Annotated in this window: 22 protein-coding genes; 15 read left to right on the top strand and 7 right to left on the bottom strand. The window is 42.0% G+C overall.

Annotated elements, in window-relative coordinates:
• Window positions 1–90: 90 nt before the first annotated feature.
• From IM507_RS04675 to IM507_RS04660, 4 genes are all read right to left on the bottom strand, one after another.
• On the bottom strand, window positions 91–1368 hold the full coding sequence (locus IM507_RS04675; RefSeq protein ID WP_004162342.1) for a recombinase family protein: 1278 nt from the start codon (window positions 1366–1368) through the stop codon (window positions 91–93).
• A gap of 415 nt (window positions 1369–1783) precedes the next feature.
• On the bottom strand, window positions 1784–2899 hold the full coding sequence (locus IM507_RS04670; protein WP_123231080.1) for a universal stress protein: 1116 nt from the start codon (window positions 2897–2899) through the stop codon (window positions 1784–1786).
• Between the two features lie 81 nt (window positions 2900–2980).
• Window positions 2981–4426 (bottom strand): precorrin-3B C(17)-methyltransferase, encoded by a 1446-nt coding sequence (gene cobJ, locus IM507_RS04665; protein ID WP_123231081.1) that lies wholly within the window; start codon window positions 4424–4426, stop codon window positions 2981–2983.
• Window positions 4423–5151: a Uma2 family endonuclease gene (locus IM507_RS04660; protein WP_002740170.1), complete on the bottom strand. Its 729-nt coding sequence runs from the start codon at window positions 5149–5151 to the stop codon at window positions 4423–4425. Before IM507_RS04660 ends, cobJ begins: the two co-directional genes overlap by 4 nt.
• A 341-nt stretch (window positions 5152–5492) precedes the next feature.
• Between IM507_RS04660 and IM507_RS04655 the strand changes: the two genes are divergently transcribed.
• Together IM507_RS04655 and IM507_RS04650 are read left to right on the top strand one after the other, a co-directional pair.
• Window positions 5493–6200 carry a hypothetical protein gene (locus tag IM507_RS04655; RefSeq protein WP_002740014.1) on the top strand — a complete coding sequence of 236 codons (708 nt, stop codon included), beginning with the start codon at window positions 5493–5495 and terminating at the stop codon, window positions 6198–6200.
• A 166-nt stretch (window positions 6201–6366) separates the two neighbouring features.
• Window positions 6367–6798: a DUF29 domain-containing protein gene (locus tag IM507_RS04650; RefSeq protein ID WP_287234464.1), complete on the top strand. Its 432-nt coding sequence runs from the start codon at window positions 6367–6369 to the stop codon at window positions 6796–6798.
• A 66-nt stretch (window positions 6799–6864) separates the two neighbouring features.
• On the opposite strand, the gene IM507_RS04645 is transcribed toward IM507_RS04650, so the two are convergent.
• On the bottom strand, window positions 6865–7353 hold the full coding sequence (locus tag IM507_RS04645) for a helix-turn-helix transcriptional regulator (protein WP_194015219.1): 489 nt from the start codon (window positions 7351–7353) through the stop codon (window positions 6865–6867).
• 130 nt (window positions 7354–7483) lie between these two features.
• On the opposite strand from IM507_RS04645, the gene IM507_RS04640 reads away from it, so the two are divergent.
• The 11 genes from IM507_RS04640 to IM507_RS04590 all read left to right on the top strand — a co-directional run bounded on the left by IM507_RS04640 (window position 7484) and on the right by IM507_RS04590 (window position 17602).
• Window positions 7484–8026 carry a hemolysin-type calcium-binding repeat family protein gene (locus IM507_RS04640; protein WP_002739712.1) on the top strand — a complete coding sequence of 181 codons (543 nt, stop codon included), beginning with the start codon at window positions 7484–7486 and terminating at the stop codon, window positions 8024–8026.
• Window positions 8027–8265: 239 nt separating this feature from the next.
• Window positions 8266–8490: a DUF433 domain-containing protein gene (locus IM507_RS04635; protein WP_002804005.1), complete on the top strand. Its 225-nt coding sequence runs from the start codon at window positions 8266–8268 to the stop codon at window positions 8488–8490.
• On the top strand, window positions 8487–8819 hold the full coding sequence (locus tag IM507_RS04630; RefSeq protein ID WP_069475376.1) for a DUF5615 family PIN-like protein: 333 nt from the start codon (window positions 8487–8489) through the stop codon (window positions 8817–8819). The genes IM507_RS04635 and IM507_RS04630 overlap by 4 nt, the downstream gene beginning before the upstream one ends.
• Window positions 8820–9783: 964 nt before the next feature.
• Window positions 9784–10521, top strand: coding sequence for a septal ring lytic transglycosylase RlpA family protein (locus IM507_RS04625; RefSeq protein ID WP_042791113.1), 738 nt, complete (start codon window positions 9784–9786; stop codon window positions 10519–10521).
• 389 nt (window positions 10522–10910) lie between these two features.
• Window positions 10911–11612 carry an ABC transporter ATP-binding protein gene (locus IM507_RS04620; protein ID WP_069475375.1) on the top strand — a complete coding sequence of 234 codons (702 nt, stop codon included), beginning with the start codon at window positions 10911–10913 and terminating at the stop codon, window positions 11610–11612.
• A gap of 124 nt (window positions 11613–11736) precedes the next feature.
• Entirely contained in the window at window positions 11737–13398 is a 1662-nt protein-coding gene (locus IM507_RS04615; protein ID WP_069475374.1) for an NAD(P)H-quinone oxidoreductase subunit 4, read from the top strand.
• A gap of 155 nt (window positions 13399–13553) precedes the next feature.
• Entirely contained in the window at window positions 13554–14597 is a 1044-nt protein-coding gene (locus IM507_RS04610) for a DNA cytosine methyltransferase (protein WP_069475373.1), read from the top strand.
• Between the two features lie 182 nt (window positions 14598–14779).
• On the top strand, window positions 14780–15472 hold the full coding sequence (locus IM507_RS04605; RefSeq protein ID WP_016517049.1) for a hypothetical protein: 693 nt from the start codon (window positions 14780–14782) through the stop codon (window positions 15470–15472).
• A 330-nt stretch (window positions 15473–15802) separates the two neighbouring features.
• Window positions 15803–16138, top strand: a complete 336-nt coding sequence (locus tag IM507_RS04600) for a hypothetical protein (RefSeq protein WP_002740239.1) — start codon at window positions 15803–15805, stop codon at window positions 16136–16138.
• Between the two features lie 177 nt (window positions 16139–16315).
• A complete protein-coding gene (locus tag IM507_RS04595; protein ID WP_287636707.1) occupies window positions 16316–16789 on the top strand; it encodes a tRNA (cytidine(34)-2'-O)-methyltransferase in 474 nt (157 codons plus the stop codon).
• A 225-nt stretch (window positions 16790–17014) separates the two neighbouring features.
• Window positions 17015–17602, top strand: a complete 588-nt coding sequence (locus IM507_RS04590; RefSeq protein WP_287636705.1) for a prepilin-type cleavage/methylation domain-containing protein — start codon at window positions 17015–17017, stop codon at window positions 17600–17602.
• A 14-nt stretch (window positions 17603–17616) separates the two neighbouring features.
• On the opposite strand, the gene IM507_RS04585 is transcribed toward IM507_RS04590, so the two are convergent.
• The gene (locus IM507_RS04585; protein WP_002740209.1) at window positions 17617–17973 is read right to left on the bottom strand and encodes a 4a-hydroxytetrahydrobiopterin dehydratase; all 357 of its coding nucleotides are present in this window, start codon (window positions 17971–17973) and stop codon (window positions 17617–17619) included.
• Between the two features lie 232 nt (window positions 17974–18205).
• Here IM507_RS04585 and IM507_RS04580 point away from each other — a divergent pair, with 232 nt between their 5' ends.
• Window positions 18206–18802: a ParA family protein gene (locus tag IM507_RS04580; protein WP_002740297.1), complete on the top strand. Its 597-nt coding sequence runs from the start codon at window positions 18206–18208 to the stop codon at window positions 18800–18802.
• Window positions 18803–18957: 155 nt separating this feature from the next.
• The gene (gene bchB / locus IM507_RS04575; RefSeq protein ID WP_002746000.1) at window positions 18958–20484 is read left to right on the top strand and encodes a ferredoxin:protochlorophyllide reductase (ATP-dependent) subunit B; all 1527 of its coding nucleotides are present in this window, start codon (window positions 18958–18960) and stop codon (window positions 20482–20484) included.
• A gap of 47 nt (window positions 20485–20531) precedes the next feature.
• Here the strand turns inward: bchB and IM507_RS04570 are convergent, their stop codons facing one another.
• Window positions 20532–21659 (bottom strand): class I SAM-dependent methyltransferase, encoded by a 1128-nt coding sequence (locus IM507_RS04570; RefSeq protein ID WP_190537536.1) that lies wholly within the window; start codon window positions 21657–21659, stop codon window positions 20532–20534.
• Between the last annotated feature and the right edge of the window lie 338 nt (window positions 21660–21997).

The raw sequence follows: 21997 nt of genomic DNA, 5'->3' as shown, positions 1-21997 counted from the left end.
GTTGAGATCGATCGCTGTTTGCCTTTTTCTTAGCATTGATCGCTCAAACATTCCTCAATTTTTAGCTAACTTTAAGATTGTCCCAGACTCTTAAAAAACGAAGATTAAACGTAAATGCCAATTATTAGCCGTTTCCCTCTCGATTTCGATGCGACGGATAAACTCACGAAAATAAAAACGGCGCTCTATTTCCGATAAATCTCGCCAAAATTGCGGAAAAGCAACGGCACGAGCGATAATAGTCAGGTTATCGGGGGGTAATTGGTCTAAACGTCCTTGAATCTGCGCGATCTCGTTTTTCAGTTTATAGGCCCGTAGATTAGCCGTTTCTTGATCTAAAATTCCCGCCGCTTCTAGGGAGGGCAATTGCGACAAAATATCGTTTTTTTGCCCTATTTCCTCGCTCATTCCCCGTTTGATCCCCTCTAAATCCGGTAAAGATATCTGAGCGATCGTCGGTGGTAGGTCTTGACAAATGCGCTCGATTGTGCTATCGAGAATTTTCTCATAAGCGATCGCCGAACATTTTTTTGTCCGGGGACATTGCAAAGGTCGCAAATAGAGGTATTCTAGACCCTTTCCTCGCGCCGTCACTTTGGTAATCGTCATCCCCGATTGACATTGACTACAGACGACTAAACCCGCTAAGGAACGCGGGGCGCTGGCACTGCGGGGGGGTAATTTGCGATTATTTCTCAGGATGCGATCGATCTGGGCCGCTTCTTCCCGGGAGATAATCGGGGTGTGGGTATCGGGGATAATATCTTGACCGAGATAGCACAAATCGCCGCGATAAACGGGATTAGTCAGCCATTTATGGGCAGTAGCTACCGATATCTTTTTACCGTAGCGTTTTTCTAGATAGCGCACCGTGGAACGCAGGGAAGCGGAAATCAAAAAGCGATCAAAAAAGTCTTTGACTACTGGCGCGGTACTGCGATCGAGTATATAACGCTCCTTGCCACGACGATAACCGTAGGGTGCTTTTCCGGGGGGAGGTAAAGCTTGCAGACGATTGCGAGCGTGACCTGCTTTTAAACGATTACTTAGTTCGTTTTTTGATATTTCTTGCAGAATCTTGGCAAAATTCAGCTTATAATCTGGGTCTTCCAGGGCAATTATATCTATGTCGAGGGCTTCTAAGGATTGTAAAATTTTGCTAACTTCCGTGCCATTGTCTCCCAATTCTGCTAGGCGATGCAGGATCAGCAGTCGGGGGGGAGTCCCTTGACAATCGCAGAGTAGTTGCTGCCGCTGTGAGCGATCGCCAAAATCCTGATACACTTGTTCGGGAGAATAGTCCCAAATCGAGGCATCGGGAGGACTATCGATCAGGGGGTTAGTATAGGTGTAGGCGATAATTTTCATGTTTTGCCGAAATCCTCCTATAGATAAACTGTACTATATTTAAACCGCGTCCTGAAAAGTTTAGTACAAATGATCGAACTGCCTCGACCCAGCCTCCTTCTCACCGATCATAGACAGTCTTAACCAATAATTTAGATAGTCAACAGCTTATAAGTAGTGGGACTTAAAATCTTGAAACCTGTTGTTAGTAAGTAGTCGTGCAAAATTAATTTCCTAGTCGAGACAGGAGACTCCGAGACAGGAGACTCCGAGACGGGAGACAGCTATTAGGGATCGGATTTGAGTTTTCAGTTCTCTGTTTGCTCACATCAGCAGAAGTCTCACGGAGTAGTGGCTTAGATGTGTAATTAATTTTGCTTAGATACTTAGAAGGAAAATTCTTTCACCACTTCGCTGGTAAATAGCAGAGCGGTGGTTATCTTTTCACCCCCTTGCCTCGCGCGTCTTTAACTGGTACTTTTGGATCAGTGGCGATGATGTGAAGATCGATATTTTTCTGCCAGATCAGGCGCATAAGTTTTTGGGTGAAAGAACCTTTGATGAAATGCTTCCAGCGCGATTGACGGCTCTCCCCAATTACAATCTGGGTGATTCGTTCCCGCTCGGCTACCTCTGCGATCGCTTCAGCCACCTGATAGCTTTTAACCCGTAAGAATTTCCCCTCGAATTCCCCACATAAACGTTCGCAGGTTTCGATATGTAAAGCCTCCTCTCTGGTGAGAAAGCGATCGGGGTTATCGACGAAAATCACGAAAAATTCCGCGTTCATATACCCTGCTACCCGCGCTCCTCGACGTAATAATCGTAAAGAGTTGGGATAGGTGGAAACACAAACTAATACCCGTTCGTGAACGGGACAGGATTGACCGATAAATGTCGAATTACTCGCTTCTTCTTCTACTGTATCGGCCACTTCGCGCAGGGCGAGTTCCCGTAGGGCGATTAAATTACGCCGTTGAAAGAAATTATTTAAAGATGGTTGGATCTTTTCCGGAGCGTAGATTTTTCCTGCTAATAATCTTTCCTCTAGGGTTTCGGCGGTGACATCTACCACAATCACTTCATCAGCTTCCTCCAAAATTCGATCGGGTATTCTCTCCCGCACCACCACCCCGGTGATCCTAGCAACCAGATCGTTTAAACTCTCGATATGCTGGATATTCACGGTAGAGTAAACATCGATTCCCTGGGACAAAATTATCTCTACGTCCTGAAAGCGTTTCTCTCGCTCCGAACCGGGTACATTCGTGTGGGCCAATTCATCAATCAGACACAGCTGCGGCGAGCGGGCGATAATCGCTTCCGTATCCATTTCCGAGAGAGTGAATCCCTCTTTCTCTAGGATTTTTCTTGGTACGATTTCCAATCCCTCGGCTTTTTCGGCGGTCTCTTTTCTGCCGTGGGTTTCGAGAAGTCCAATCACCACGTCGGTTCCCTGCTTTCTGAGGCTATGTCCCTCCTCCAGCATTTTGTAGGTTTTCCCGACTCCAGGGGCCATCCCGATAAAAATTTTATGTCTTCCCCGTCGCACAATTGTCTCCTTTTTGGCAACTTACCTTACAGATTAAGATAATTCGATCGTAGCCGGGGGGATTGAGTATCATTAATCCTTTTAATAGTGACGTGGAGTATAAACCCATTGTTTTGTTTTACCTTGCCCAATAAGGCGAGTTTTACTCGATCCGACCAAAATTATAGTCCGCATATCCGCATCTTTAATAGTCATATCCTCTAGGAATTTCACCGTCACTGTTTCCCCTTTTCGCCCTAAATTACGCGCTAGTACCACGGGAGTTTGCGGCGATCGCCATTGTAATAAAATCTCTTTTGCCTTCTCCAATTGCCAAGTGCGCTCTTGAGACACAGGATTATAAAATGCGATCGCTAAATCTGCCCGGGCCGCTAACTCAATACGCTGAGAAATCACTTGCCAAGATTTGAGAATATCCGATAGGGAAATCGCACAAAAATCATGGCCTAAAGGTGCGCCAACCCTAGCAGCCGCCGCTTGCATGGCCGAAATCCCCGGACAGACCTGAATGGCCACCTGCTGCCATGCCGGTTTTGCTTTTTTTTCTAATACCTCAAACACGGCCGCGGCCATGGCATAAATGCCAGGATCTCCGGAGGAAACTAAGACAACCGATCGCCCCTTAGCCGCTAAATCTAGGGCTATTTCTGCGCGATCGAGTTCCACCCGATTATCCGATTCATGGCGGACAATTTCTGGTTTTTTCAGGAATTCTACCAAATCCAAATAGGTTTTATAACCCACCCAATCCGTGGCTTTTTCCAACACTTCTCGAACTTCCGGCGACATCCAATTTAGCGCACCCGGTCCAGTTCCGACTATGGCTAATTTACCTTGACTTTCTTGATCGAAATCCCCCGGGGACAAACCAGATTTTTCCTTAATTTGCTGGCTTTCTTCACAGAGATAAACTAAACAGTTACTGCTAGGTTTTGCCAAGTTTAAGTTATTTTTATCGATAATCTCAATGCTCAATTTTGCTGCTGATGAAATTGGTAAATTACTATTTTTTAACCAGTCCGCTTCACCGATTAATTTTACTTTTTCACCCGCCAATAAATCGGACAAAAACTTCTTAGCATCATCGGGATTAACTAACTGATAACCCGGGGGTGGCGATAATAAAGTCGTTTTAAATCTAATATCACCAGTGGTAGTAATTGCGGGGGAAATTTGCAAAACCGAGGCAATTTGACGAGCGAGATCATTAACCCCTTGTAAACCCCCCAACAAAGGCACTACGGCGCTGCCATCTTCTGCGATTGCTAATACAGGTGGTTCTTGCCATTTATTAGTTAATAAAGGTGCTAAAGTGCGAATTAAAATACCCGCCGCACAAATGCCAATAATTGGCGTTCCCGTCTGGAAAAATTCTCGCACCGTTTCGCCAAAATTAGTATAGGTAAAATCAGCCGAATGGGTACGATCTATTAACCCATAAACCACTGCTTCCGGTAGGGCCATTTGCACTTGACGAGCCACGGGGATACTGGTTTCTCCTAAAATCAGAATAGCTGGAGGTTTCATTTGGCTTCCCCCGACTGCGCTGCGGTTAACTTTTGGATAAATTCTTGATGTTCTACCGAGTTAATTCCAGCTTTTAAGATGTCTAACACCCGTGACATATTGCCGTTGAGCATGGCTGAAATATCTAACCACAAACCCGGAAATACTAGAGAGCAAATCACTCCTTCTTGGTTGGGTAACAAAGAAATATAATCGCCATCTTGTAAACTAAACCAATCAATTTTTTGATCAAATACCTGCCAAATAAGGTATTCTTGAATGCCACCGCGTCGATAAGCACGTTTTTTATCCCCTAAATCTATGGCGGCACTACTAGCGGCAATTTCTACCACTAATTCTGGCGATCCTTCTAGGTATCCCTCTACACTTAGGGTTGATTTTCCCCCGCTTTCTTGACTGATTAATAACACCCCATCCGGCTGTAGTTCGTTGTCGATATCCAAGCGAACTGTTGGCTCAATACCCATTTGTACTTGGGGGGTAGCAACTTTGTATGTCCATAGCCAACCAACAAGATTGCCGTGGGGTTCAGCATGAAATTTAAACCTTAATGGGGATGCCATATACACAACTCCTTCGATAAGTTCGGCTTTTTTTAATCCTGGCATAGCTTGATAACGGCGCTCGAATTCGGGACGAATTAAGCGGTCCCCATTTTCTAAAGGGGGTAAATGTTGAGTGGTTACAATCTGAGAAGTTAAGGATTTAACCGGAGAAGAAGTCATGGTGGCAGTCTTTGGGAACAAAACAGCATTGATTTTATTATAGATTGTTTCATCGGACTTCTTAAGGGATTTAATTTTTAACTGAAATTTTCCCGGAAGTCCTGAGCTTTTAGCGATGGAATGAATGGCGACCAACAGATAGACAATTACTCAAAACTATACCATTTATCTTAGTGATGAGGTACAAAATTTTCCTTTTGGGAAGTCGGTAGTCGATACCAAATTAGGTTACACTTCATCTAGTTATGAGAAATGCTGTCATAACTGATATAGCGCGCCTAAATGAAAGGTAAACGTCCTCTTCTAGAGCCTACCCATTCACGAATAACCGATAACTGATAATGTTGGTTCCCCTTACCCGTCAATCGATCGAGCAAATTGTCCCAATTATCGCCACAGGTCCCCAGTACGCTCACTATTGGGGTAAATGGTCTGATTTTCTGCGCCGTTTATTCATTTCTATCATCGCTCTCACCGCAGCCTGGTTAATCGGTAATTTATTCGGTCCCGGTGGTTTAACAATTAAACTGATATTCGACATTATCGCCGGTTTATATTGGCTCTGGGGTCCGGTTTATTGGGCCAGTGTTCGCAATAATACCTATCGTCGTCTTCCCTACGGGGGATTTTGGCGCGGTCGCGTTTTCGATGCTTTTGTTACCGAGGAATTAATCGGGGAAGAAGAAAGGGTCAATAAACGCGGGGAATTAGAGATTATCGAAAATCGCCAACGCTGTATTAATCTAGAAATCGGTGATCAAACTGGCTTTTCGGCGATCGTTCGCGCTCCCCTCAAACGCATCCATAAATCGATCCGTCCCGGGATGGTGGCCGAAGCTTTGTTAATGTCTCGAGACCCGGATTTAGGGGATATCAATCAGCTTTCTGATGTCCATCTTCCCCAACTCGACCAGTGGATAGGGGAATATCCTGTGCTGCGACGGGATATTTTTCAGCAAGTTAGTCGCGAATTGGGAGGGGGAAAAGAACCCCGGCCAAAACCTTCTCGTTATTCTAATAATGTCATCCGAAGACGCAAAACCCGTTAATTTGTCGGCGATCTTTGAAAAGATACCAGTTTCCCGGTCATGAATTAATCATAATTTACAGATTTTGGCTAATTTAATCCTTGTTTTTGCTGTTTTTGAACCATCAAAAATTAATTATGCAAGAGGTTTAATATAATGTTAATTGAGCTTAGAAGGAGATAAATTGATGACGGCATCCTATGAGCAAGACTTTGGACTTTGGGCCGAACAAATGGCCGATTTATTAGCTTCCGGTCGGTTTTCCGAGTTAGATATTGAGAATTTAGTCGAAGAGGTGCGGGATTTGTCGAAACGGGAGCGCGATCGCTTACTCGCTAGTCTAAGATTAATTTTGCATCATTTATTAAAGTGGGACTATCAACCTCAACGGCGATCCAGGGGTTGGTTGGGAACTATTCAACAAGAAAGAGCTAATATTAGGCTTTATTTGGACGATAGCCCCAGTTTAAAGCGATATTTAACCGATGAAAGCCTATTTAAACTCTATGCTGTTGCTTGTTGCGATGCCTTTAGAGAGACGGGATTAGAGTTTCCCCCAGTTTGTCCCTACGGTATTGAGGATATTTTAAATCGTTCTCTTCATTTGTCGGAACGATAGACGAATCTCCTCACCTAACGACTGTATCTTAGAATACATTGTGCCTACCAAAACCAGCCGAAACCCCTAGTCATTTTCTTCTTCTCTATTTTCAATATTTATTGCTGACATTTCTGAAGGCAAGGGAGTTGCTAAACGAATATTAACATCAATCATCAATTGATTTTTTTCAATCTTTATATTCGCTCTTTTCACAACAATGAAAGCAGAAATAGAATCACTGGCATCGTATTCAAGAGAAAAATCTTTTTTATAACCAGCATCCTCTAACCATTCAGCAATATTACGCCAATTCTCTACCTTGCCATTATTATTACCAACCAGTTCTTTAACGTATTGATAGAGCGTAGTGCATAAATCTACCTCAACTCCTTTACGACTCTTCTTGAGTTTTTCAGCAATTTCTGTGGGACTATAACCGCAGAGTAATCCTTGTAAATGTTTTTTTTCAGTAGGAGTCAGTCGCTTTCCCTTAACAGAAGCAAGATCAAGATAAAGAGTTTCTAAGTCCCATTGACTCATAGCTCGGGAAAAAGGGTCATTATTGGTATCCATAAATTTTTGCCTAAAAATTTCCTAGTCAGATTCTAGCATAATTCCTAGTGTTGACTAATTGAATGATGTAGAACTATAACTTATTGTAAATGATTAGTAAACAACCACTTTTTAATTGAGGTAATTAAATATGCCTAGTTATACTCCTCCTACCAGTTATACTGGTACTAAAAATGGCGATAGAATCTACGGATCTGCTCAAAATGATTATATTTTTGGGGCTGGTGGGGATGATAAATTATATGGCGGTCGTGGAAATGATACTCTTGCGGGAGGTGAAGGAAATGACTATCTTGATGGAGGCGATGGTGACGATATTTTGCAAGGATCGGACACTCTTAATTATTACTACGGCATCCCCGGTCTAACTGTCCCAGAATATGATACTTTAGTTGGAGGTGCGGGTCGTGATACATTTGTAATTGGGAATAATCGAGGTAATCTTAATATGGGACCAGGTTATGCAGTAATAGCTGATTTTATCTCTTTTGTTGATCGCATTCAAGTTAAACGAAGTGGAGTATCTGCAGTAACTGGTATTACTCTTAAAAAACAAAATATGGTTGGAGGAGGTGCTTCAGATACACTTATTTATAATGGTACAGATTTGATAGCAGTTGTTCAAGATAATAGTAGTTTACAATTAAATAGTAGTTATTTTAACTTTGTTTAATGCAACTATCAGATTTTGTAGGGTGCGTGTTTGCGGCTACTAATTCTGATCAAAAACCAAAATCAATAATCCGCTCCCCACGCAGCAAATTTATTATTAAATTGGTGCATTATGCTTTCGCACTTCACACCCTAAGAGTGGTAAGAAGTTGAAGGGTGATCGTTCTTGTCGGTGGGGTGGAGTGCGATCTCTGTCATCGAATAAGATATAATTGGGAAGGTAAAAATAGTTAAAGCATTATGAGTTACCAAAACATTATTACCATTGAACCTGGAAAACGAAGCGGAAAACCCTGCATTCGAGGAATGCGTATAACTGTGTACGATATTCTAGAATATTTAGCAGGAGGAATGACAGAAGCAGAAATTCTTGAGGATTTTTCAGAATTAACTTCCGAGGATATCAAAGCTTGTTTGGCTTTTGCTGCTGATCGAGAGAAAAAATTATTTATCACCTCTTTATGAAACTGTTATTAGATGAAAATTTGTCAGATCGGATTATTGATAAAATAATTGATTTATATTCTGATTCTCAGCGCGTCAAGACTTTAGGACTGATCAATACTGATGATGCACTTATCTGGGAATTTGCCAAATTCAACGATTTTGTAATTGTCTCTAAAGATGCCGATTTTCATCAGCGCAGTCTATTATATGGTCATCCACCCAAATTTATCTATCTTCGTATTGGCAATAGTCCCACTGCAAAGATTATCGAAATTTTAAGAGTTTATTTTTTAATTATTGTTGAATTTTTTGATAGTGAAACAGAAAGTCTGTTGATATTAAGTTAAGTGCGATCGCTGATCTTGTAGGGTGCGTGTTTGCGGCTACCAATTCTGTTAAAAAACCAAAATCAATAATCCGCTCCCCACGCAGCAAATTTATTATTAAATTGGTGTGTTACTACGATTAATTTTCTCACTGGATTGACCCAAGGAAACCCAACACACATTAGATAGGGTTTGCCGAAAAAGCTTTTCGTGGGGTTAGGAGTCAGTCCCGATGAAAAAATTTTCACCACCACAGATGAAAGAGGTTTCTTTCCCTACACCCCACACCCGTTCAGACCTCGGCCATCTATATATATAGGGTTTGCCGAAAAAGTGGGGTTAGGAGTGAGTATTCAGTATTCAGATGCGGGTTTTCAGTTCACTGTTCACAGCAAAATACTCCCCACTTCCCCACTTCCCCACTTCCCTATCCCTTTTAAACAGGATTTATTATTAGCCTGTATCAGCATTTCTGATTACGTTGTTAAGTTTGGCTAATAACACCTTGTTTTTAGTTCCTTGTCAAGCCCCTATTATAATTTTTAATCTTTGATCCTTAGTCCGATTTAACATTGATCTTAAAAATCTGGTTTTTTGTAGCGAAGAAAACAGTTTTATTAACCATTATCTGCAGCTATAGAGGGAAATCGGGGGGGGCTGATAATCCTTGAAAGCCTTGTCAATACTAGCGTTATTACCTTTCGAAATTTCACTAATTCCCTAAGTTTTCCTAACCTTGACCCCCTCTAGGAGACAAAAAATTCAAAACCTATTATCTTAACTTGGTTCTTAGCGCAAGTCAACCCTTTATTTAAATTTTTGATTCTCTTGCCCGATAACGATATAAATTCTCGTAATGACCAACCAATTTTCCGTGATAGGGTTGAACAGAACGCAACCAAGTTAGCTTTGCAAGCAAAAAGGAATGTTAGCAAATTCCTTCAGCTTTGCATTGGGAACTTGCTAACGCACAATAAGAAGGTCTATGAATAAACAACTGATCAACAAACTACAAGCTGTAACCGCCCTTACGGTAGTGGGGACTACAGCCTCGATAATTTGTTCCCAGACAGCAGGACACAGCAACAGCTTGACGAATATTAGCGTAGGTCGTCAAACTGTTATCGAGTCAACTACTCAAACCGTTCTGTCCGCTTTTTCTAATAGTCGAACATTCGATTCAGATATTAAAGTATCACGTTCGGTTCAAGATAATGCTAACGAAATTCTAAAAACTTTGGAGTCCCTAGTGGACAAAGAAAATACCGTCCCGGCAAGCGTTACACCCCGAACCCAAGAGGCCATTCCTTCGACCATACAACCCCAATCACAACCCAATCAAGTCAAACCGGCCCCGGCCAGCAATCCTGCCTCAGTGACACCAGCAGAGAAGCCAAAAACAACCCAGGGGACAAAAACCAGCAGTCGCCCCCGTAAACGGGGAATGGCCTCTTGGTATGGTCCTGGTTTCCACGGTCGTCGCACCGCTAGTGGTGAGACTTTTAACTCTGGTGGTTTAACTGCCGCTCATCGCTATCTACCTTTCGGCACTAGGGTTAGGGTAACTAATCTGCGTAATGGGCGCTCGGTGGTGGTCAGAATTAACGATCGCGGTCCGTTTACTGGTGGTCGCGTCATCGACCTCTCCAGAGGTGCTGCAGCGATTATCGGTGTCTTCCAGTCGGGAGTTGCCCCAGTGGTCTTGGAAGTTTTAGGCAGATAATCAGTTATCAGTTATCAGTAAACAGTTATCAGTAAACAGTAAGCAGTGAAAAGACAGCACTGTTAATGCTACTCAATACCCCTCACTCAATAATGCGTCTTGGAAAATTCAGTACAAATGATCGGGATTCCTCCTTATCCCTGACTTGAAAGAGGGTGTAGGGTGTAGGGTGTAGGGTGTGGGGTGTAGGGAAGGAAACCTCTTTCATCTGTGGGGGTGAAAATTTTTTCATCGGGACTGACCAAAAACTCACATCTGATCAGTGGTAACTGGTAACTGGTAACTGATCAGTGATCACTGATAACTGATCACTGATCACTGGTAACTGATCACTGATAACTGGTAACTGATCACTGCTATAGTGATCCTACTGGGATTTGACGGGGTTTATGTTAGAAATTAACGATTTATCGGTTAATTATGGCGGAATAAAGGCATTACAGCAGGTCAGCTTAAGGGTAGAAACGGGGGAAATTGTCACCCTCATTGGAGCGAACGGAGCAGGAAAAACGACGACTCTAAAGACGATATCTCGGCTTTTAACGGCAAAGACCGGGCGAATAATTTATCAGGGTCAAGATATTACCCATTTACCGCCCCATGAAATCGTTAAACGGGGAATTGCCCATAGTCCGGAAGGTAGAAGAATCTTAGCTCGTCAAACAGTCTTGACAAATTTGCAGTTAGGTGCCTATACGAGGAGCGATCGCCTAGGAGTAAAAAGCGATATCGAAGAGCAGTGGCAACTTTTTCCCCGACTATCGGAGCGCCGAGAGCAGTTAGCGGGAACCCTAAGCGGTGGGGAACAACAGATGCTGGCGATCGCCAGAGCTTTAATGAGTCGTCCCAAGTTATTGTTACTAGACGAACCCAGTTTAGGACTAGCGCCGCAGATAGTGCGAGAAATCTTCAGTATTATCCGTAAATTAAATGAATCGGGAGTAACTATCCTGTTAGTGGAACAAAACGCCAATTTAGCCCTAGAAACTGCCAATCGCGGCTATGTTTTGGAAGCGGGACGCTTGACTATGGCGGGAAAAGCTGGGGATTTACTCAGGGATGAGCGGGTCAAACAAGCTTATTTAGGTTAATCGATGATGATACGGCAACTATAGATAAAATTCTATGGTAAAGGTAGGCCAAAAAATATTCACAAAATTTTACAAAGTCGCATAAAATGAACACATAACGAAATAGGTATTTTTTCTTACTGCCATGCTAACGGCTAACTTCCCCTGGCTCACCGCCATCATTTTGCTCCCCCTGCTTGCCTCCTTCCTAATCCCTGTAATCCCCGACAAGGAAGGAAAAACCGTTCGTTGGTTCGCGCTTGGAGTCGGACTAGCAGACTTTATATTAATGTGTTACGTCTTTTTACAAAAATATGATTTAAGCAACCCCAACCTACAATTAGTAGAAAAAATCGATTGGGTTCCCCAAATTGGTTTAAGTTGGGCGGTGTCGGTGGATGGTATCTCGGCACCGTTAGTTTTATTAGCAGGATTGGTGACAACCCTTTCTATCTTGGCCGCGTGGCAAGTGGACCGTAAACCCCGTTTATTCTACTTCCTGATGCTGTTGCTCTACGCCGCTCAGATTGGTGTTTTCGTCGCCCAAGACTTATTATTATTCTTTTTAATGTGGGAAATCGAGTTAATTCCCGTTTATCTACTCGTTTCCATCTGGGGTGGTCAAAAACGTCGTTATGCCGCCACTAAATTCTTACTCTACACCGCCGCCGCTTCTATCTTCATCCTCGTTGCCGGTCTAGCCATGGCTCTTTACGGTGGTGGTACGATGACCTTTGACATGGCGGAATTAGGATTTAAAGATTATCCCCTCGCTTTAGAATTAGTCCTTTACGCTGGTTTATTAATCGCTTTCGGGGTCAAACTCGCCATCTTCCCCCTCCATACTTGGCTCCCCGATGCTCACGGTGAAGCTTCTGCACCTGTATCGATGATTCTCGCTGGTGTTCTCCTCAAAATGGGTGGTTATGGTTTAATCCGTCTTAATATGGGGCTTCTACCCGATGCACACATCTACTTTGCCCCGATTCTAGCGATTCTCGGTGTCGTCAATATTATCTACGGTGCTTTCGCTTCCTTCGGTCAACAAAACATGAAACGCCGTCTCGCTTATTCCTCGGTTTCACACATGGGATTCGTCCTTTTAGGGATTGCTTCCTTTACTGATGTGGGTATTAGCGGCGCTATGTTACAAATGCTCTCCCATGGTTTAATTGCCGCCGTCTTATTCTTCCTTGCTGGTGTCACCTACGACCGCACCCATACCTTAGCTTTAAACGAGATGGGTGGGATTGCCCAAGCGATGCCGAAAGTCTTCGCTCTCTTTACTGCCGGCGCCATGGCTTCCCTAGCGTTACCCGGAATGAGCGGTTTTGCCAGTGAAATTACTGTGTTTATCGGTGTCACTAGCAGTGACGTTTATAGCCAAACCTTCCGGGTTGTGACTGTTTTCCTCGCTTCCGTTGGTTTAATCCTCACCCCGATTTATCTACTCTCCATGCTTCGTCAAGTTTTCTACGGAGATGGTTCTTCCTGCGATATTACTAACATTACCCTCAACAAAAGTAACGAACAGGCAGTTTGTTTTGGTACTAGCTGTGTCCTTCCTGACGAATCAGAATATATTGACGCTAAACCCAGAGAAATCTTTATCGCTGTCTCTTTCCTCGCTTTGATTGTCGCTATCGGTTTTTATCCCCAACTCGCTACCCGTATCTACGATGTGAAAACGGTGGCAGTTAACTCGGAAGTGCGTCAAGCTTACACAGAAATCGCCGCTACTCGTCAAAATATCTACGCTGAAACTCAACCGGACGTAAGCGCCAAAGTTGCCAGTATATTCCAATAAATTGGCAAGTCTAAAGTGAATAGGTTATCAGGAGTAGAAATTCTGCTCCTGATTTTTTTGGCGAGGAAAAAGATGCGAGCATTTATACTAAAATCTAAGATAGCCAGTTTAATATCGTCTCTGGGATCAAAACGGAAGCTTAGAATAGATAAAATATGTGGACTTTTATTGATTTATTTGCCGGTATAGGAGGATTTAGAATCGCTCTAGAGAATCTCGGTTGTCAATGCGTTTTTTCCTCGGAAATCGATCCTCACTCCCAAAAGGTTTACTTGGCTAACTATGGTCATTTACCCGATAATCAAGACATCAGAAAATTAGAGGTAAAAACTGTCCCCGATCATGATATACTCTGCGGCGGTTTTCCCTGTCAAGCGTTTAGTATCGCTGGCAGAAAACACGGTTTTGAAGATGCACGCGGAACCTTATTTTTTGAAGTTGCCCGGATATTACACGAAAAGAAACCGAAAGCTTTTATCTTAGAAAATGTCCAGGGTTTAGTCCATCATGATCGAGGTAAAACTTTAAAAACTATTTTAGATATATTAGAAAAGGATTTGCATTATTTTGTCCCTAGTCCCCAGATTTTAAATGCCAGATATTTTGGGGTTCCTCAAAACCGTCCCCGAATTTTTATCGTCGGTTTTCGAGAAGATTTAAATATTTACCATTTTTCCTATCCCCAACCAACCCATCAAGAAACTTGTCTCAAAGATATTCTAGAAGAAAAGGAAGTCAGCGTTAAATATTATCTCTCTAATCAGTATTTAGAAACCTTGTTTAAACACAGGGCCAGACACCAAAATAAAGGTAATGGGTTCGGTTATGAGATTATTTCTCCCGATGGTATCGCTAATGCTATTGTGGTGGGAGGTATGGGAAAAGAAAGAAATTTAGTTATCGATCAAAGACTGACTAATTTTACTCCGGTTACTCGCATTAAGGGAGAGGTAAATAAATTATTCGTCCGCAGAATGACCCCCAGGGAATGGGCAAGATTACAGGGATTTCCCGATAGTTTTCAGATTGTTGTTAGCGATGTCCAAGCTTATAAACAGTTCGGCAATTCTGTGGCTATTCCCGTGGTAAAAGCAGTGGCAAAAGAGGTGATTAAAGCTTTAGATTTATCCAGAAATTCTCAAGAAAATATCAGGGTTAAAGACCTAGAGGGGAGACAATTAGAGTTATTGTCAATCTGAGGAACAATAACAATTTTTTCTAGGGGTTTGGGTATAGGACAGCGTTTCTTATCAAGATGAAGTATAACCTAATTTGCTATGGACGACCGACGACAGGCTCCCCAAAACCAAAACTTCCTATCTCACCGTTAAGATAACTGCTATAATAATGGTTAATTATTTAATCAATGCGATTGCTGTTTATGCTGAAGTCTGACTGGATTAAATTAATCAATGCTATTCGTCTCCGAAAAAAAGAATATAATGGCACGGATGGAGATATTCATTATAGCTTCTATTACAAGAAAACTTCTAACAATAGAGGCTATGGAGAGGGGGGAGATATGGTTGATTTAAGTTATGATGAATGTTCCTTGGGATTGAGATATAAAGGAGATAGATTTTATTTAACGTCTGTCTATGGTCATACCGTATGTTGTTGTCGTCCTAAATACGATAGTTATGTGTTAGAAAAAATACAAAAATATCATTCTAGAGAAGAATTTATACCTCATATATGTCCTGGTCATCCCACTACAGCTTCTGGTTGCAGTTTTAGCAATGATAATGACTTTTTATATTATGCGGGTTTTTATACCGCCGCTTTTTTATACGCTTTTGATGTCAAAGATCCTAAGCTACAATTAATTGACAAAGAATGGATTGTTTTTGATTCTAAATTCGGCTATTTTGATTTTGCCACCTATTTTTCTAATCATCAAGTTATCCCAATTAAATTACCGATCCCAAAATTTATTGATCCCAATCATACATCAGTATTAAAACTAGCAGAAGGGGTAGAAATAAACGATAAAGATCATACTAATTATCAGCAATCTTCCCAATACTTAGATGAGATCAGAAGGGAAATTAAAGATGGTTTACTTGACCAATAATAGAGTAAATCGGGATAATAAATGCCTCTCTTGTCCTTTGTCTAATAATTTTTACTCATTAAATATCCGTTCCTTAACAAGAGCTTGATTTTTTTCCTACAAATGAGAGATTACCTAACGCACTCTACCTAAAATTTTCTTAATAAATAGGCTATAAGCAATGTTTTTTCTAGCAGCAAAATAGGATTCTGACTAGACGCGGTTTTTCCTTAGAGGTAACAATAAAAGAGCAGTAGAGGTGATGGTTTCGCCGGTTGTGCTTGTTAAAGGTATCTTTCTTATACTACACTTGTAACATCAATAGGTTTTAGTATTTGGGAGAGAAAAATTATGCGGACAATCACACGCACCACCACTACCGATATGGAAGTCACCAGCATTCGTCTGGAAAGAGTCCTCAAAGACAAGCTGAAAGAGATTTCTGGCAATCAAGGTTATCAAGCACTCATTCGTGATGTCCTATGGAATTTCGTTCAGCAGAAATCAGGAGATTATCGACCTCAGTTTTGTGCTGGTGATATAAGGGCAGTATTTAACGCTACAGCTAGAAAAAATGAGATTTGCGCTCTTACAGGCAATTTAATCCCCGCTAATGCAACAATGTTGTTAGGTTTGACCATCCATGGCGATTTAGTCCCGTTGAGTATGGATAGTTATACCAATTAAATTAAAATAAGTTTGACTAGGGTGGGGCAGAATCTAGTATAGTTAGTCCTCACCCAAGGGAGATGGGAAGTGGGAATTATAAATTTAAATTATGAATTATGAATTGAGAGGTGGGGGGTTTTTTGCCGTGAACAGTAAACTGATAACCGATAACCGATAACCGATAACTGATTACTGATGACTGAAGCGATTTTACGAGTGGTTTTAATCAATCCGCAAATTCCGCCAAATACGGGGAATATTGCCCGTACTTGCGCTGCAACCAAGACAGAATTGCATTTAGTCGGTCCCTTGGGTTTTGAAATTAGCGATCGCTATCTGAAGCGGGCCGGCTTAGATTATTGGCCCTATGTAAAACTTATGTACCACTTGACAATAGATGATTTCTGTGCATATCAACAAAAGAGCGGCGGAAGGGCGATCGGGTTTACCGTGCGCGGCAGCAGCAGTTATCTGGAATACAGCTATCAAAGCGGAGATTGGCTACTTTTTGGCAGTGAAACCGACGGTATTCCAGCAGATTTATTAAATAAGTGCGATGACACGGTTTATATTCCCATGGCAGAACCGGGGGTGAGAAGTTTAAATCTTTCCGTTAGTGTGGCGATCGGATTATTTGAGGCCAGACGACAATTGGGATTTATTCGTTAGCGGGATATTTGGCTATATAAACAGAGCAAATAAACTTAATTGAGCAAAAAATCAGAAAATTGCTTTTATTTAGCTCATTTTTGACCATATCAGGAAAAATAGAGATCGCAGTCAATTTTGTCCGTAATAACAGCAAGAAATTATGTGGATTATCCTAGAGCAAATTAATTGTTGCTCCTTGTTAATTACATAATTTATTGAAAATAAAAAGGCAAGATGAGGCTCATGAATATCTTCGACCTTTCTCGAAAACATTTTGGCAATCTACAGCTTTTTAATCGGCAAAAATCCACCTCTGGCTTAACTCAAGTCGAGATGTTAGTTACCCTAATTTTATTAGGAATTCTCTTAACCATTGCCCTTTCTGCTTATCATCGTTTAATGGCTTGGATTCGCTTAAATATCGCCACCTTTGAAATATCACAACATTGGAAACATACCCGTTATCAAGCCACGGGAGAAGGTTCTGATCCCCTATCTTTGTGCATGGCAGAAAATGAAACCGAACAGATTAAAGTGGCAAAAGTGCAAGGAAACGAATGTGAGAATGTCACCGATTGGACTCCCATCACTCGCGGTGTTAGCATCGATACTAATAATTCTAGCCTACGCCGAGTTAGTGGACCTGTGGGTAATCAAGGTACAATTTATCGCGCTAGTTGGGCCGATACAAGGGGGGGTTTAGGAGGTTCTTGGGGACAGTTAGGCAGAATTACTTTAGTTGCTTCCGGCACACCCGACAAACGCTGTTTATTTTTATTCCGTGTTGATGGTAGTTGGGATATTCGCCAAGATAATAGCTGTGTGCTTTAAAGGCTGATTTAAAACTAGGGAATCAGACGATCAATTTGTTGAGCTAAATCAAAATCTAAGTTACTCAAACCTCCCACGTCATGGGTAGTGAGGGAAAGAGTAACGCGATTATAATTGATAGTAATATCAGGATGATGGCCTAGTAATTCAGCCGGAGTAACTAAGCGATTAACAAAAGCGATGGCTTCGATAAAATTGTTAAATTTAAAAGTTTTTTCAATCCGTTGATCTCGTAACTGCCAGCCGGGGATAGTCTGTAATTGTTGGGAGATTTCTCGATCGGATAAACGAGTAGCGGGTAAAGAGAGGACTAATTCCCCAGTTAACCCAATCATGAAAGCGATCGCTATTGCTAAGAATTGCTTCAACATTGAAGACTCTCCCGTAGTTGTGGTGAGCGGAAAAAGTGATCGATCAGGAGAGCATAGGCCCAAAATCTAACATAAAATCTAACATTAAGAAACACATTACACCAAAATATCGAGAGAGCCACGCTCAAAAATCTAGAATCCCGACTGATAGCCTTTCTGGGGGAAACTTAAACGGTTTTCAGTCCGTCTGGGATTACACTAGAAAATACTCACTTATTCGATCGAGCCGTTCATGATTATTTCCGTCGTAGCACTGAAGGGAGGGGTCGGGAAAACCACCACATCGATTCATTTGGCCGCCTATTTTCAAGAAAAAGCGCCCACCTTATTGATCGATGCGGATAAAAATCGTTCGGCTCTCCATTGGTCCCGGGAAGATACCCTTCCTTTTATGGTAGCGTCCCAAGCTGGAGCGACGGGACTGGTGAAACAATACACTCATATTATCGTCGATACCCAGGCCCGGCCGGAGCCAGACGAGTTAAAAGATTTGGCCCAGGGCAGCGATTTATTAATTTTACCCACCACTCCCAATCATCTCGATATCGATGTCACCATTAAAGCGGCAGAATTGCTGTCCACGATGACCGATAATTATCGAGTTCTGTTAACCCAAGTGGATTCACGGACAAAAACAGGACGGGAAGCGCGGAAAGCTCTAGAAGAAGCAAAATTACCGCTATTTAAGCGAGAAATTCCCCGTTTAGTTGCTTTTGAACGAGCGGCCGAAAAGGGAGTCATCGTCAAAGATTATCCCGACCCCCGGTCGAATTTCGGTTGGCTTTGTTACCAAGCGGTCGGTAAAGAAATTTTTGCCCTAATGACATAAATTGTTAAAAAAGTTAATATTAACATTTGTGTCATTTTTCCCCGAAAAGATACTTAATCTGCATGGGGACTTTTTGTAATCTTCCGTTAAGTGTTCACCCCTAAATCGGTAAAGTCTGAGACAATCAAAAAAGTCTGACTGTAGGAGAACCCTCTATGAAATTGGCCTATTGGATGTATGCGGGTCCCGCTCATATTGGCACGTTAAGGATCGCCAGTTCCTTTAAAAATGTTCATGCTATCATGCACGCTCCTCTGGGAGACGATTATTTTAACGTCATGCGCTCGATGTTGGAAAGGGAGCGTAATTTTACCCCCGTCACTGCTAGTATTGTCGATCGTAATGTTTTAGCCCGGGGTTCCCAAGAAAAAGTCGTCGATAATATTGTTCGCAAAGATCGCGAAGAAAGTCCCGATTTAATCGTTTTAACCCCCACCTGTACCTCCAGTATTCTCCAAGAGGATTTACAAAACTTTGTCGAAAGAGCGCGACAGGATGCCCAAGGAGATGTGCTGCTGGCCGATGTCAACCACTATCGCTATAATGAACTACAAGCGGCCGATAAAACCCTCTATCAAATTATCAAGTATTATCTCGATAAGGCCCAGAGAAAAGGGGAAATTATCTCCCAGAAAACTCCTAAACCTTCGGTTAATATTATTGGTATTACCACCCTCGGTTTTCATAACCAACATGATCGCACAGAATTAAAGCGGTTAATGGCAGATTTGGACATTGAAGTTAACGAAATTATCCCCGAAGCTGCCTCGGTGGACAACTTAAAAAATCTGCCCCGCGCTTGGTTTAATCTGGTTCCCTATCGAGAAGTGGGATTAATGACAGCCAAATATCTCGAAAATGAATTTGCTATGCCTTACGTTGATATTACCCCCATGGGAGTGGTGGAAACAGCACGCTGTATTCGCCAAATTCAAGAGGTAATTAATGCTCAAGGTGCGGCAGTAGATTACGAAGATTTTATCAATGAACAAACTCTGCATATCTCCCAAGCTGCTTGGTTTTCTCGTTCCATCGACTGTCAGAATTTAACCGGGAAAAAAGCGGTGGTTTTTGGTGATAATACCCACGCAGCCGCTATGACAAAAATTCTCGCCAGGGAGATGGGAATTCATGTGGTTTTAGCGGGTACTTATTGCAAGTATGATGCGGATTGGTTCCGGGAACAAGTGAGTGAATATTGCGACGAAGTGTTAATTAGTGATGATAATGGGGCGATAGGGGATGCTATTGCTCGATTAGAACCAGCGGCGATATTTGGTACTCAAATGGAACGTCATGTGGGCAAACGTTTAGATATTCCCTGTGGAGTAATTGCCGCACCTATTCATATCCAAAATTTCCCCCTCGGTTATAAACCTTTCTTAGGTTACGAAGGCACTAATCAGATCGCCGATTTGGTCTATAATTCCTTTACTTTGGGTATGGAAGATCACCTATTAGAGATATTCGGTGGTCATGATACCAAAGAGGTAATTACTAAAGGTATTTCGGCAGATTCTGACCTAAATTGGAATAAGGAAGCTACGGTAGAATTGCAGAAAATACCCGGTTTTGTGCGGGGGAAAGTCAAACGAAATACCGAAAAATTTGCCCGGGAGCGAGGTATTGGTGAAATAACTTTAGAGGTAATGTATGCCGCTAAAGAATCCGTAGGAGCTTAATCATTTCTTGGGGCTGAAAGTTAACAGCATTCAGCCCTATTTTTTAGTTATCTACTTAATCCCTTAAGTATTCTTTCTTCTACTCCTTTCCCCTGAATTAACACTCCAAATCCTCCTAAACCGGTGGGATTGATTAATTGATGTAGGGCATCTCGACGCTGAAATATAGTTAATATATCGCTCTTTCCTTGAGAAAGTTGATTTAATCTATCCCCTAATCCCAAAGCCATTAAAAATAATCCTTGCTGAGTAAAACCGAGATTTTTTAAGCCTAATTTCTCCCCTTGACGTTGTAAAGCAGTAAAATCCACATGAGTGGTAATATCTTGTTCTCCCACCCACAAATAAGGATGATCATGACGCTGGTGTTGTCGATAACATTGTAGGGTTCCTTGACTTCTTTGGGGATGATAATATTTTTCGGCAGTGTAACCGTAATCTATGGTTAAGATATAACCTCGATCGAGTTTCCGATTAACCGTTTCTAACCAGTCTAAAGCTAATAAATTTACCTCGGTTTGATAACCCTCCGGATAAAGTGGGGAGGGAATATTTATCCCCACTAAATCAAAATAGTCTTTGATTCTGTCGGTGGATAAATCGGCGATAATCTCCTGAAAAGGTTCCCCCAATCCCAGATAAATTTCTCGTAATTCTCCCGACTCGATCACAACTCGATGGACAGGAAAAGCATCGATTAACTCATTACTAAACACACAACCCACAAGGGAATTATCAGCTAAATTCGGCCAACTTTGCCAAGATACCGGGGAATATCCCGCTAAAGTTGCCCTTTGTCTTTCCCTGAGTTTCTGAGATTGTTCGATAATTATATAACTGAGATTTTGATAAAAATCAGCATAGCTATCACTCAAATAATCAAGGATATCCTTCGCTAAAATTCCCGAACCTGCTCCCACTTCCACTAAAGTAAATCCAGGCGAATTGCCCAAAAATTCCGCCATCTCGACAAATTGCTCTGCCAACAATTGGCCAAAATCTGCCCCTAGGGACGAGGAAGTAAAAAAATCTCCTTTTGAGCCAATTTCTACTTTTCCAGAGGTGTAATAGCCATAATCAGGGTGATAGAGAGCTAAATCCATCCAGCGCTCGAACCTAATTCGACCCGCTGCTGATTGTTTAATTTCCTCTAGGATGATTGTCTCTAAATTCATCTTGATCGGGGAAGTGGGTAAGATTTTTCAGTGTTGCCAAAGGCACGGCGTAGCCGTCCAGTAAACAGTAATCAGTAAACAGGTATAAAGATAAAGATAACTAATACTAAATCCGTTGAATATAGGCTACATAAAGGGAATAAATAATCAGTCTTTAATAACCAGATTTAGTATAACTAACTAATTAACTTAAAACTTAAGTAGGTAGGCGTTAAAAGTTGTCAGATGCCCCCCTTATTAAGGGGGGATTAAAGGGGGGACTAAGGGGGGATCGGCACCCCCCTTATCAAGGGGGGCAGGGGGGATCGAACCTAAAATCCATTTTTAATTTAATTATA

It is taken from the genome of Microcystis sp. M20BS1 (assembly GCF_020245305.1).
Lineage (GTDB): Bacteria > Cyanobacteriota > Cyanobacteriia > Cyanobacteriales > Microcystaceae > Microcystis > Microcystis ichthyoblabe_A.
This window is presented reverse-complemented; position numbering and strand designations above follow the sequence as displayed.

Bases quoted from the DNA above. Each gene is read 5' to 3' on its own strand.
- IM507_RS04675 (WP_004162342.1), bottom strand. From the start codon at position 1,368: ATGAAAATTATCGCCTACACCTATACTAACCCCCTGATCGATAGTCCT.
- cobJ (WP_123231081.1), bottom strand. From the start codon at position 4,426: ATGAAACCTCCAGCTATTCTGATTTTAGGAGAAACCAGTATCCCCGTG.
- IM507_RS04660 (WP_002740170.1), bottom strand. From the start codon at position 5,151: ATGACTTCTTCTCCGGTTAAATCCTTAACTTCTCAGATTGTAACCACT.
- IM507_RS04655 (WP_002740014.1), top strand. From the start codon at position 5,493: ATGTTGGTTCCCCTTACCCGTCAATCGATCGAGCAAATTGTCCCAATT.
- IM507_RS04650 (WP_287234464.1), top strand. From the start codon at position 6,367: ATGACGGCATCCTATGAGCAAGACTTTGGACTTTGGGCCGAACAAATG.
- IM507_RS04645 (WP_194015219.1), bottom strand. From the start codon at position 7,353: ATGGATACCAATAATGACCCTTTTTCCCGAGCTATGAGTCAATGGGAC.
- IM507_RS04640 (WP_002739712.1), top strand. From the start codon at position 7,484: ATGCCTAGTTATACTCCTCCTACCAGTTATACTGGTACTAAAAATGGC.
- IM507_RS04635 (WP_002804005.1), top strand. From the start codon at position 8,266: ATGAGTTACCAAAACATTATTACCATTGAACCTGGAAAACGAAGCGGA.
- IM507_RS04630 (WP_069475376.1), top strand. From the start codon at position 8,487: ATGAAACTGTTATTAGATGAAAATTTGTCAGATCGGATTATTGATAAA.
- IM507_RS04625 (WP_042791113.1), top strand. From the start codon at position 9,784: ATGAATAAACAACTGATCAACAAACTACAAGCTGTAACCGCCCTTACG.
- IM507_RS04620 (WP_069475375.1), top strand. From the start codon at position 10,911: ATGTTAGAAATTAACGATTTATCGGTTAATTATGGCGGAATAAAGGCA.
- IM507_RS04615 (WP_069475374.1), top strand. From the start codon at position 11,737: ATGCTAACGGCTAACTTCCCCTGGCTCACCGCCATCATTTTGCTCCCC.
- IM507_RS04610 (WP_069475373.1), top strand. From the start codon at position 13,554: ATGTGGACTTTTATTGATTTATTTGCCGGTATAGGAGGATTTAGAATC.
- IM507_RS04605 (WP_016517049.1), top strand. From the start codon at position 14,780: ATGCTGAAGTCTGACTGGATTAAATTAATCAATGCTATTCGTCTCCGA.
- IM507_RS04600 (WP_002740239.1), top strand. From the start codon at position 15,803: ATGCGGACAATCACACGCACCACCACTACCGATATGGAAGTCACCAGC.
- IM507_RS04595 (WP_287636707.1), top strand. From the start codon at position 16,316: ATGACTGAAGCGATTTTACGAGTGGTTTTAATCAATCCGCAAATTCCG.
- IM507_RS04590 (WP_287636705.1), top strand. From the start codon at position 17,015: ATGAATATCTTCGACCTTTCTCGAAAACATTTTGGCAATCTACAGCTT.
- IM507_RS04585 (WP_002740209.1), bottom strand. From the start codon at position 17,973: ATGTTGAAGCAATTCTTAGCAATAGCGATCGCTTTCATGATTGGGTTA.
- IM507_RS04580 (WP_002740297.1), top strand. From the start codon at position 18,206: ATGATTATTTCCGTCGTAGCACTGAAGGGAGGGGTCGGGAAAACCACC.
- bchB (WP_002746000.1), top strand. From the start codon at position 18,958: ATGAAATTGGCCTATTGGATGTATGCGGGTCCCGCTCATATTGGCACG.
- IM507_RS04570 (WP_190537536.1), bottom strand. From the start codon at position 21,659: ATGAATTTAGAGACAATCATCCTAGAGGAAATTAAACAATCAGCAGCG.